Genomic DNA, 9,334 nt, shown 5'->3' with positions numbered 1-9,334 from the left:
CCACAACTCACCGTGTCCCGATCGTTCTTTTTGCCCTGCTGGCAAGGGAGAGTCGGATCGGCGGTATCAGGACGGGGGGCAACCCCTGGGCCGGGAAGTTTCTCAGCGAGCGAAGCGAGTACGGGTTGAGAAAGTTCTCGGAGCCTTGTGCCGGCGCTTGCGCCGCCAGGGGTTGTTCCCCGGCCGCCGTCGATCAGGATCGGAAAGCCAGCAGGTCAAAAGAACGATGTTCTTCTCCCAGGGCGGAGCGCAGCGGAGTTCGAATCGGGGGACACCGCAGGTGGCCGAGCCGCCGGGCAGGCGGATCGCCAGCGGAAGACAACTGCGCTCGGTCCCGACACTGACTCCCTGACCGGAGTTATCGATCCGGTGCGGGAGGCGGCCGCTAGGGGGCGGGTGGTTCGGTGATGGCGTCGGCGGTGACGATCATGTCGAGTTCGAGGCTGTTGGTGCCTGCGGCGTCGGTGACATAGACGGTGATCGCGGCTAACCACTGTCCGTCGTGCATTTGCAGCCAGTGCGTTTGCAATGCCGGCCGCAGCCCTGCGAGGTAGATCGACGAACTCTTCACTCGCAAGCTGACGTAGTCGGCCCGGGCCGCTCCCCCACGTCCGAGCGGCAACGCCTTTCCGATGTCGACCTGAACTGCTCGGGGCGGATCGAAGGTCCTGATGACGGGGTGCTCCGGCCAGCGTTCGGTCCAGCTGTCGGTGTTGATCACAGCGCGGCTCGCAGTGGTGCGTGTTCCGCGGTCTGAGCATCGGTGTCGGCGCGCCAGGTGACCGAACCGGAGTCGCTGCGGATCTCCATCCGACTCGTCCGGCGTTGGAACCCTTTCCCGGCGGCCGCGACGTCGAGCTGCACCGCGGTGAGGCGTCCGTGCCGGTCGCCGAGACCGGAGTATCCGGTGACCTGGGATTCGATGCGCAGGTCCACCCCGTCCCAGTGGCCCTCGGTCACCAGCAGGACGGCACCCTTCGACCGTGCCCGGGCCACGACTGCCCTCGCCCTCGATGGGGTGACGGCGGCACCCGAAAGCCCGAGTATTACGAGGTCAACGCCGTCGAGGAGGATAGCTGCGACCTCGACCGCGGAGTCCTTCGGCTCGGGAACCACCGCTATCCGGGACAGGTCGGCACCTTGCTCGACAGCGGCGAGCAGACTGAGATTCGGCAGTCCGATCACGGCCGCGTGCGAGCCGCCGGCCGTGACCGATGCGAGGAGTCCGATCAGCACCGCGGTCGCACCGGAGACGCTGACAACGGTGCCGCGGGTGAGTCCTCCGCGCGGGAGAAGCTCCGCGATCGGCGAAGGCGCGGGCAACGTTCGCATCGTTGTTGTTGTTTGCGCGGCCACAATCGGCATCGGCTCATCGACGGTGCGCAGCATCACCGCTGGTGTGGCCGGTGACGAACTATCGGCTCGGGCGGGTATGGACGCCATCTTCCGGCGTAGCTGGTCGAGTTTCTCGGCCTTGGTGGCCGCACCAGATGCGGGCGCGCCGGGCAGGTTGCTCATCCTCGCCCCGCTTCCGCACTCAAGAAAACCACTACTGACATCCCAGTCTAGTCGAACGTACGTTCGACGCGACTATTCGTGTAGCCAGTAGGCCTTTGCGGGCCGGTCCACGTCCCGCGCGACGCTTATCCCTGCACGTCAACGGCGTGCCAGCCTGATGTCATTTTGCTGGAGGCTTGTTTGTCGGTAGGGCGGTTTATGGTTCCTTCTGCGACGAGCAACAGGTCGCTGCACACTGACCAGACCGGCGATCTTTGCCGGTCCTGATCTGCGGATTTTCCTCAGATCGGTTGCGCAGCGGCCTGTTTCCGTTGTTGAGCGGCTTGATTGGGTGACCTTCCCGCCGCTTCCCTCCCTCCGTGGCGACCCAATTCTCGCCATTTCAGCTGGTAAAATAGGGTTTCGCACAGCCGATGGGGGAGATTTCTTGACTCGTAGTGAAGCGCACCGCTGCCACGACGTCTCTGAGGAATTCAATGTCGAGGAAAGCTGGCCAGAGCTGTTCGCGCCGCTCGACAAGATTCAGCGTCGCGCAGTCGTGCAGTCGTTGGCCAGTGCATGGCACGAGGGCTGGACGCCGAACCGTAGGGACGTCGAGAATCTAACCGATCGTGCTCGCGGGGCGATCGACCGTGCGGAGTATCGGCGGCGCTCTCACGACCGGTGAGATGGTGATCGACGGGACTTACGACAGTGGCTGGCGGGCCGCGTCGCGGTGTTTGGTGAGTAGCCGGTCCCAAATCTCATCGGGCAGGTTGGCGGGCGCGGTGTCCCAGTCTTCGTGATGAATGTCGGCGTGGAGGCCACCGAGGTTATGCGTGGCCGCCGTCGCGCCGCGGTTGAGTGCCTCGGAAGCGATCGCACTGAGGCGATCAGGGCGGTGGGACACGATGAGGTCCTTCCTCTCATTTTTTGGTGTCCAATCGCCGGTCGGTGATGGTTTCGTATGCGCTCAGATCACCGTCGAGTACCTGTACCTGCGCCTGAACGACGACGCGGAGGGCCTCGGCATCCCGAGCGAGCCTGTTGAGCGCATCGGCGGCGATCACGTCTGAGCCGGTCTGCCTGACGAGTTCAGCGAGGTCGGGGTTGACCATGAGGGAACGCTCGAGGCCGCGTAGGGCCTCGTATTCGTCGTTGAGTGTGTGGAGTTCATCGGCATACCGGTACAGGGCGGCGACCCGTTCGATCAGCGACGCCAGCACCTGGTCGAGGATCTGTTCGTCGCTACTGCGTTGCTCCCGCGCACGCTCCGCCGCCTCGGTATCGCCGGCGGGGGCGGGCCCGAGAGCGGCCCGGATACCGCTGATCCGGGTGGCGTGCTCAATGACCTGGGCGGCTTCGGCGGCAGGGTCGAGACGGATGCGGTGAAGTGCCAGGATCTCGGATTGCCATACGGGATATGTCTCGATCGTGTGGGAGAGGGACACAGCGACCTGAGCGAGGCGGTGTTCTCGTGATCCGGCCTCCGGGGCGGCGGCGCGGAAGGAGGCGCGCTCGAGGGCGATGTAGTCCGTGCTCGTCAGATCGAGTGTTTCCCACGCACGAAGCTGCGCAGTACCCAGCATCAGTACCAGCAGAATTGCCACGATGAGTCCTGGCCATACGCCGCCCAGGAACGCAACCACGCTGACACCTGCCGCTGCGCATACCGGCCCCGGGCGCACCACGAGTCCGGGAACGGCGTAGAAGTCGAATGGCCGCCACCCCACGAGCGCGTCATCGACCGTGGTCCGGCGATTCCTCGGTGCAGGTTCGAGGGCGCCGTCGAATGGCAGTGCCTTGCGCAACTCGAGCGCCTGTCGTTCAGTCATTCCCCAATGCAGTGGGCGGTCTGCAGCAACGCCCGACGCAGCCTCGATCGGGTATTTCGCTAGGAATTCGGAGCGTTCGCGTTCGTCGAATGCTGCGATCGCTGATGCACCGTGGGCGTGGATCGGATTGGGGAGGCCGGCTGCGCTGCGGGCGGCGAGCTTCTTCCTGATGTGCGCTGGCAAGTGATCGCGGTTGATCTCCCATTGAAGTGGCAGCTCGACGTCCCCGTCCGGTTGTCGGTCGACCAGCTCGGTGACCTTGGCCATCGACAGCTCTTCACGGTCGGTGCCGCCTCGTCCACTCGTGTTGTCGCCTATCTGCTCGATCATCGTGCGATTGACCATCTGTGTCAGCTCTCTTTGGCATTCGCGGCCACGGGTGTGCGCGTTTGTGGCGGTCGGTCGATGAAAGTTGCGCGACTGTTCTCACCGCTCACTGACGTCGCCGAGCATCCGGACGTGATGCAATACGGTGCCGTCGGCGTCGTAGGCGGTCGAGACGCCGGTCACCGGATCATGTTCGATCACGGTTCGCGGCCCGAATCTGGTGCGGAGCAACTCGACACCGACAGGCTCGATCGCCTCCGCACCCGCACCGCGCCAGAGCCCCACGGCAGCCAGGAGCAGCATCGCAACGAGGCACGCGATCGCTGCGCCGGTCGCCGCCGTCAGGGCACCCCCGATGAGCGCGATCGGAAGCAAGACAATCAGCGCCAATCCGAGCGACTGCCAGCCCACCGCGGCGTCAATGGCAGGTACAGCGATCTGGTCCGCGAAGACGCGGAGCGGGAAGGTCGAGGCCGTCAGAATTACTGCGCCCAGGAACAACCACGGTCCCGGAGATGTCGTGCGCTGAGGGCGCAGGATGCGATACGGCCGACCGTTCCCTCGCCTGGTCGTGACCCGTCGGATAGTGAAGGCGCAGACAGCAATCAGGAGTACGTGAGTGGCGACAGCGAGAACCTTGTGGGTGACCGAGATGTCATCGGAGGTGATCGCGGCGTAGAGCATGATACCGGCGGCGACAGACGCCAGGACAAGCCCCCATTCGCGAACCTTCCACGGATTCCTCGAAAGGTGCGCGATCGGGCCGCCGAGCAGTCCGCCGGCGAGCATAACCCCCGCTCCGATCATGGATGCACTGCCCATCTTTCATCTCCCCCTCTGTGGCCACCCGCCTGGCGGGCCGTGATGTTTCCTGTTGATCGGGCTGTTGCGCGATGGTCTCACCCACCCCCGACGTGCTACTTCGTCACTGTTCCTCCACCTCCGGTGGGTGCGTGCAGCACGCCAGCCTCAGGTTCCGCTCTTGTTTCTCCCGGCGGCTGATCCGCGGATCTCGGCGAGTTCGCCACGGAGTTCCTCGATACGCTCTTTGGCGGCGTCGGTTTGAGTGCGGGCGGCCGCGAGTTCCGCTCGTGAGGTGGCCAGTTCGTCTCGGTAGTCGTCGGCACGGGTGCGCTCTGCCGTGATCGCGGCACGCGCGTCGGTGAGATCGGATTCGAGTCGGCCGAGCGTCGCCTCGGCGGCCGCGGCCGCCCGCTCGGCATCACCGCGGACCGCACTGATTTCGGCCCCGAGTTCGATGACCCGGTTCCGGAGTCCTTCGATGATGCGCTGCTGTTCGGCCACCTTTTCCTGATGCTCGGTTTCGGCGGTGGCCATCTGCTGCCGCCACCGCTCGAGTACCTCGGTGTGTTCGGCGGCGAGGTCGGCCAATTCCTGCTGATGCGCGAGGCGCAGGGTATGGAGCTGCTCGTCGTGGTCGCGGCGGGCGTCAGCTAATGCCGACGCCGCCTGTGCGGTTTCCGCTTCGGCGGCCTGAGCTGCGGCGTCGGCGTTGGCGCGGTCATCGAGAGCGGCCGCGAGTTGTTCTCGCAGGTCTTCGATCTCCTGCGCCGCGTCGGCCCGCGCCTTGTCGGCAGTGACCTGGGCGCGGCGCAGGTAGGAATCGAGGGCGGCCGGGTCACCGAGGATGCCGACGGCGCCGGTGATCTGCTCGGCGATCGCGGACAGCTTCGCCACCGCCCCGCCGGCTTCCTGCTGCAACCGCGGCAACACCTGGGCCAGCGCGGTAGCGGCCTCCGCCGGGTCGGTCGGCACCGTCTCCGCGGCCGCCGCCGACGCCGCGGATTCCTTCTGCCGTTCCCGGTAGGCCCGGACCCGGTCCGCGTCCGACGCGTACACCCGGGGCCGACCCGGCTTGTTCTCACCCATAACGACTCCCTCACACCAACGTGAATCACATCGTATCATAACGTTTCGTTAATTTCGTTTCGTTTCGTTTCGTTATTGATACGTATTTAAACTATGGAAGGTGATCCGCTTGCTGGCCGGGCGGCGGACCCTGCGACCGGGACGGGACCTTGTCTCTCCCTGGCTTCATCTCGCGCAGGAAAAGTTCAGGGGACAATCAGCGGATGGGCGATGCTCACCGTGGGCTGATTGCGCCGATGTTGGCGACCTTGGGCACTCCGCCCGCGGGTGGAGCCGGTGAGTCGTGGGCGGCGGAAATCAAGTACGACGGCTGCCGACTGCTGGCCTCTACCGGCGGCCGGGCCGATCCGGTTCTGTGGTCCCGAAATCTGAACGTGGTGACGTCGTCGTATCCGGAACTCGTCGAGGCCTTGGCCGACGCGTTCGGCGGCCGCCGAAGGGTGGTGCTCGACGGGGAGGTCGTCGCATTGGCAGCCGATGGCCGGCCCTCCTTCGGCCGTTTGCAACGCCGCCTGAATGTGGTGCGCCCATCTGCGGTGCTGCGCCGCCAGGTCACGGTCAACTTTTTCGTCTTCGACCTGCTTGTTCTCGACGGCAAGGATGTGATGTCGGTGCCGTATCTCGATCGCCGGTCGGCACTCGCCGAGCTCGCCCCCTCGCACGGTGCGGGTCTGCCGGTGCAGGCACCTCCGCATTGGCTGGGCCTGAGTGCGGACACCATGCTCGGTGTGGCCCGTGAGACCGGGATGGAGGGGTGCGTTTTCAAGAAAATCTCATCGATCTACCTGCCGGGCAAGCGGACGCGGTCATGGGTGAAAACACTCGTCAGACAAAGAACGTCCGCCGTCGTCATCGGCTGGATCGCGGGCGGTGGGGCACAGCGGAACGTGGTCGGCTCTCTCGTCCTGGGCGCCTATGACACCGAGGGGGTCTTGAGGCACATCGGTCACGTCGGGACCGGATTCACTGCATCGATGCGCCGGCAACTGCGCGACCAACTCGCGACACTCGAGCGCCCGACAAGCCCCCTTCCCACCGCGTCAGCACATACTGACGCCCCTCGTGGTGTGTCTTGGGTCGAACCTCTGGTTGTCGTCGACATCGAATTCCGCGAGTTCAGCCAGGGTGGCGGCCTGAGACACTCCTCGTTCAAAGGGCAGCGATCAGACATCCCGCCCGAGGACGCAACCCTGCCCGACCAGCGCTGACGGGAGCCATCAGTCCAGAACCGCCGCTGGTGAGTTTGGGAGAATGAGGACCCCGAGCTATTGGATCACGTGGAAGTCGGGGAGAGAGTTAGGCATGGCGTATGACTGAGAATCCGGCAACCCCCGCTGCTGTGACGATCGGCGACACGGTACGGCTTCACCCTCAAGGGGTCTCGCGGTTCAAGATCCTCGACATCGAGGACGGCCGAGCACTCATCGAGGCCGTGGTGCAAAGCCCAGGCACCTACCCGTTCAGCGTCCAGGTGAAATATCTCGTCCCCGCCGATTCCTAGCGGCCCCACACGCCCGGATCAGGCCTGTCTGTCACGCGCCCTGGCCATCCGATCAGCCAAGCGGCGCACCGCCCGCTCGTCGGGGATACCGACCATCCTGGCGCGCTCGTGGGCCGCAAGGAACGCCGTGACCTCTGCTTCCCCCCGTTGGCGGTCTCGGTGCTGGAACGCTCGGCGCGCCTCGGCCAGGTCCTCGAGGACCAACCACTGGAAGCGATCTAGATTGGCGTCGATCTCGGCCATCCGCGCCCGCTGTGATCGAACCTCGCGCCACCGGTCGGCCAGGGACGCCCCGGAGAGCAGCGCATCGACGACAACACCGCGGAACTCGCTGATCACGGAGCAACCGCTCCCTCATCACCGACCACGCTGGACACAGTCCGCCCACTTCGCTTCTGGTCTTCCCGCAAGGTCGTGCGGGCGAGCATCTGCTCCATCTGGGGCCACCCGAACCGGAGATCGGCTGCGATCATCCCCGCGCGGGTATCCAAGTCAGGCTCGAACGCAGTGAAGACCACCCTCGCCGCCGGTGCGAGAACATCGCGTTCAACGGCGTGCACGGTCTCATAAGGCCACCGTTCCTCGCTGCCAGCGGTGTCGGGCTCTCCGAACAGCTCGGTCAGTCGGTGCCGAACGTAACCGAGCTGTTCGAGTTCGGTCGCGGTGTAAAACTCGGTCAAGGCTCCCCCTGGTGCGTTGTTGTCGTTTCCCGCTCTGACTGTTTGACGACCGTCTTGGTCTTACAACAGTAATGATGACGTCGTAAGCGGCGGGCTCCTTGCCGCGAGCCGACGGGAGTCGGGCGACAGCCGGTGGGTCGAACTGGTTCGTCGTAAGGTCGATTCGGATCGGCACGGCGCAACGCGAGCGACCTCGGAAGAGGCCGAATTGATCAGCCGAACACAGGGGGCACACGATTATGATTGCTCACAACGAGGGTGACGTCGGTTCACTGCCACTGGCTCCCCGGAACCCGCTGCCGTTTCGGCAGCGGCTGAAGGCAGTCAGGGAGTACCACATCGGGCAGGAATTGCTGCGCGAGACCGGTGGGCCCGTGAGCAGGGTAACCCTTGGCCCGAAATGGCTGAACGAGCCGATTGTGTGGGTCACCTCGCCGATGGGGGCTCGCGACGTCCTGGGACGCAAAGATACTGCGTGCGACAGGACCGCGGTTCACCGGGAAATGCGGCACCTGATGGGCGACAACATCGTCGACCTCCCGAACGAGCCGTGGCTTTCGCGCAAGCGGACCTTGCAACCGCTGTTCACCAAGCAGCGTGTGCGCACCTTCGGTGGCCACATGTCCCAGGCCGCGGCGATGGTTGCCGACGGGTGGGGAGACAACGCCGAAATCGATCTGGACGCCGAGTGTCGGCGGCTGACCATGCGGGCACTGGGCCGCTCGGTCCTCGGAACTGACCTCGATAAACGGGCCGACGCGTTCGCTGAGCCACTGCGTATCGCTCTGTCGCATATCGCTGATCGTGGGATGCGGCCGGTGCGCGCACCGCGATGGCTCCCCACGCCTGCGCGTCGGCGCGCGTGGGCAGCGGATGCGGCCATGCACCGGCTCTCGGACGAGATCCTTCAGGTGTGCCGCGCAGACCCGACCCGAGACGCGCCGCTCGTCCATGCGCTGATCGGGGCCACGGACCCGGATACCGGGCGGGAACTGTCCGACCAGGACATCGGCAACGACCTGATCGCCTTCGCGGCAGGCGGCTACGACACCACCGCGACGACCCTCGCCTACGCGCTATGGGCGCTGGGACACCATCGCGACCAGCAGAACAAGGTCGCCGCCGAGGCGGCCAGCATCGGCGCTCGGGAACTGACCCCCGACGACGTCCCCCAGCTCGGGTACACCGTGCAGGTGCTACACGAGGCGATGCGACTGTGCCCGCCAGTCGCCGTCGCCGGGCGCACGGCCATGCAGGACATCGAGGTCGCCGGCTACCGAGTCGAGGCCGGCAGCATGGTGTTGGTCGGCATCTACGCCATGCACCGCGATCCCGCCCTCTGGGAGAACCCCCTGGTCTTCGATCCGGACCGATTCAACGTCGAGAACTCCCGCGGCCGCGACCGATGGCAATACATCCCGTTCGGCGGCGGCCCACGGTCCTGCATCGGCGACCACTTCGCGATGCTCGAAGCCACACTCGCGCTGGCCACCATCATCCGAACAATTGAAATCCGATCCCTGCAGGACGACTTTCCCCTGGCGGTCCCGTTCACCACCGTCGCCGCGGCGCCGATCCAGGCACATGTACGCGCGCGAAACTGA

Annotated in this window: 11 protein-coding genes; 4 read left to right on the top strand and 7 right to left on the bottom strand. The window is 65.5% G+C overall.

What is annotated here, in order from left to right:
• Nucleotides 1-385: 385 nt before the first annotated feature.
• Nucleotides 386-721, bottom strand: a complete 336-nt coding sequence (locus MLGJGCBP_RS01065) for a hypothetical protein (RefSeq protein WP_160093726.1) — start codon at nucleotides 719-721, stop codon at nucleotides 386-388.
• Nucleotides 718-1,518: a hypothetical protein gene (locus MLGJGCBP_RS01060; protein ID WP_160093725.1), complete on the bottom strand. Its 801-nt coding sequence runs from the start codon at nucleotides 1,516-1,518 to the stop codon at nucleotides 718-720. The genes MLGJGCBP_RS01065 and MLGJGCBP_RS01060 overlap by 4 nt, the downstream gene beginning before the upstream one ends.
• Before the next feature lie 331 nt (nucleotides 1,519-1,849).
• On the opposite strand from MLGJGCBP_RS01060, the gene MLGJGCBP_RS53105 reads away from it, so the two are divergent.
• Complete coding sequence (locus MLGJGCBP_RS53105; RefSeq protein WP_268960715.1) at nucleotides 1,850-2,185, top strand: hypothetical protein; 336 nt, start codon at nucleotides 1,850-1,852, stop codon at nucleotides 2,183-2,185.
• Nucleotides 2,186-2,203: 18 nt separating this feature from the next.
• Here the strand turns inward: MLGJGCBP_RS53105 and MLGJGCBP_RS01050 are convergent, their stop codons facing one another.
• The 4 genes from MLGJGCBP_RS01050 to MLGJGCBP_RS01035 form a co-directional block, all read right to left on the bottom strand.
• The gene (locus MLGJGCBP_RS01050) at nucleotides 2,204-2,407 is read right to left on the bottom strand and encodes a hypothetical protein (protein ID WP_160093724.1); all 204 of its coding nucleotides are present in this window, start codon (nucleotides 2,405-2,407) and stop codon (nucleotides 2,204-2,206) included.
• A 16-nt stretch (nucleotides 2,408-2,423) separates the two neighbouring features.
• Nucleotides 2,424-3,677: a hypothetical protein gene (locus tag MLGJGCBP_RS01045; protein WP_160093723.1), complete on the bottom strand. Its 1,254-nt coding sequence runs from the start codon at nucleotides 3,675-3,677 to the stop codon at nucleotides 2,424-2,426.
• An 81-nt stretch (nucleotides 3,678-3,758) separates the two neighbouring features.
• Nucleotides 3,759-4,481, bottom strand: coding sequence for a hypothetical protein (locus MLGJGCBP_RS01040; RefSeq protein ID WP_160093722.1), 723 nt, complete (start codon nucleotides 4,479-4,481; stop codon nucleotides 3,759-3,761).
• A 147-nt stretch (nucleotides 4,482-4,628) separates the two neighbouring features.
• The gene (locus MLGJGCBP_RS01035) at nucleotides 4,629-5,549 is read right to left on the bottom strand and encodes a hypothetical protein (protein WP_160093721.1); all 921 of its coding nucleotides are present in this window, start codon (nucleotides 5,547-5,549) and stop codon (nucleotides 4,629-4,631) included.
• A gap of 236 nt (nucleotides 5,550-5,785) precedes the next feature.
• Between MLGJGCBP_RS01035 and ligD the strand changes: the two genes are divergently transcribed.
• Together ligD and MLGJGCBP_RS01025 are read left to right on the top strand one after the other, a co-directional pair.
• Nucleotides 5,786-6,757, top strand: a complete 972-nt coding sequence (gene ligD, locus MLGJGCBP_RS01030; protein WP_236580857.1) for a non-homologous end-joining DNA ligase — start codon at nucleotides 5,786-5,788, stop codon at nucleotides 6,755-6,757.
• Between the two features lie 101 nt (nucleotides 6,758-6,858).
• Complete coding sequence (locus tag MLGJGCBP_RS01025) at nucleotides 6,859-7,050, top strand: hypothetical protein (protein ID WP_109335536.1); 192 nt, start codon at nucleotides 6,859-6,861, stop codon at nucleotides 7,048-7,050.
• Between the two features lie 18 nt (nucleotides 7,051-7,068).
• On the opposite strand, the gene MLGJGCBP_RS01020 is transcribed toward MLGJGCBP_RS01025, so the two are convergent.
• Nucleotides 7,069-7,389 (bottom strand): hypothetical protein, encoded by a 321-nt coding sequence (locus MLGJGCBP_RS01020; RefSeq protein ID WP_160093719.1) that lies wholly within the window; start codon nucleotides 7,387-7,389, stop codon nucleotides 7,069-7,071.
• A gap of 577 nt (nucleotides 7,390-7,966) precedes the next feature.
• Here MLGJGCBP_RS01020 and MLGJGCBP_RS01015 point away from each other — a divergent pair.
• Nucleotides 7,967-9,334 carry a cytochrome P450 gene (locus MLGJGCBP_RS01015; RefSeq protein ID WP_442972073.1) on the top strand — a complete coding sequence of 456 codons (1,368 nt, stop codon included), beginning with the start codon at nucleotides 7,967-7,969 and terminating at the stop codon, nucleotides 9,332-9,334.

Source organism: Rhodococcus sp. T7, from assembly GCF_009872365.1.
GTDB lineage: Bacteria > Actinomycetota > Actinomycetes > Mycobacteriales > Mycobacteriaceae > Rhodococcus_F.
The sequence above is the reverse complement of the archived record's forward strand: the minus strand, read 5'-3'. Positions and strand labels throughout refer to the sequence as shown.

What these genes read in the sequence shown, in the direction of transcription:
- MLGJGCBP_RS01060 (WP_160093725.1), bottom strand. Translation starts at nt 1,518, where the DNA reads ATGAGCAACCTGCCCGGCGCGCCCGCATCTGGTGCGGCCACCAAGGCC.
- MLGJGCBP_RS01045 (WP_160093723.1), bottom strand. Translation starts at nt 3,677, where the DNA reads ATGGTCAATCGCACGATGATCGAGCAGATAGGCGACAACACGAGTGGA.
- MLGJGCBP_RS01040 (WP_160093722.1), bottom strand. Translation starts at nt 4,481, where the DNA reads ATGGGCAGTGCATCCATGATCGGAGCGGGGGTTATGCTCGCCGGCGGA.
- MLGJGCBP_RS01035 (WP_160093721.1), bottom strand. Translation starts at nt 5,549, where the DNA reads ATGGGTGAGAACAAGCCGGGTCGGCCCCGGGTGTACGCGTCGGACGCG.
- ligD (WP_236580857.1), top strand. Translation starts at nt 5,786, where the DNA reads ATGTTGGCGACCTTGGGCACTCCGCCCGCGGGTGGAGCCGGTGAGTCG.
- MLGJGCBP_RS01025 (WP_109335536.1), top strand. Translation starts at nt 6,859, where the DNA reads ATGACTGAGAATCCGGCAACCCCCGCTGCTGTGACGATCGGCGACACG.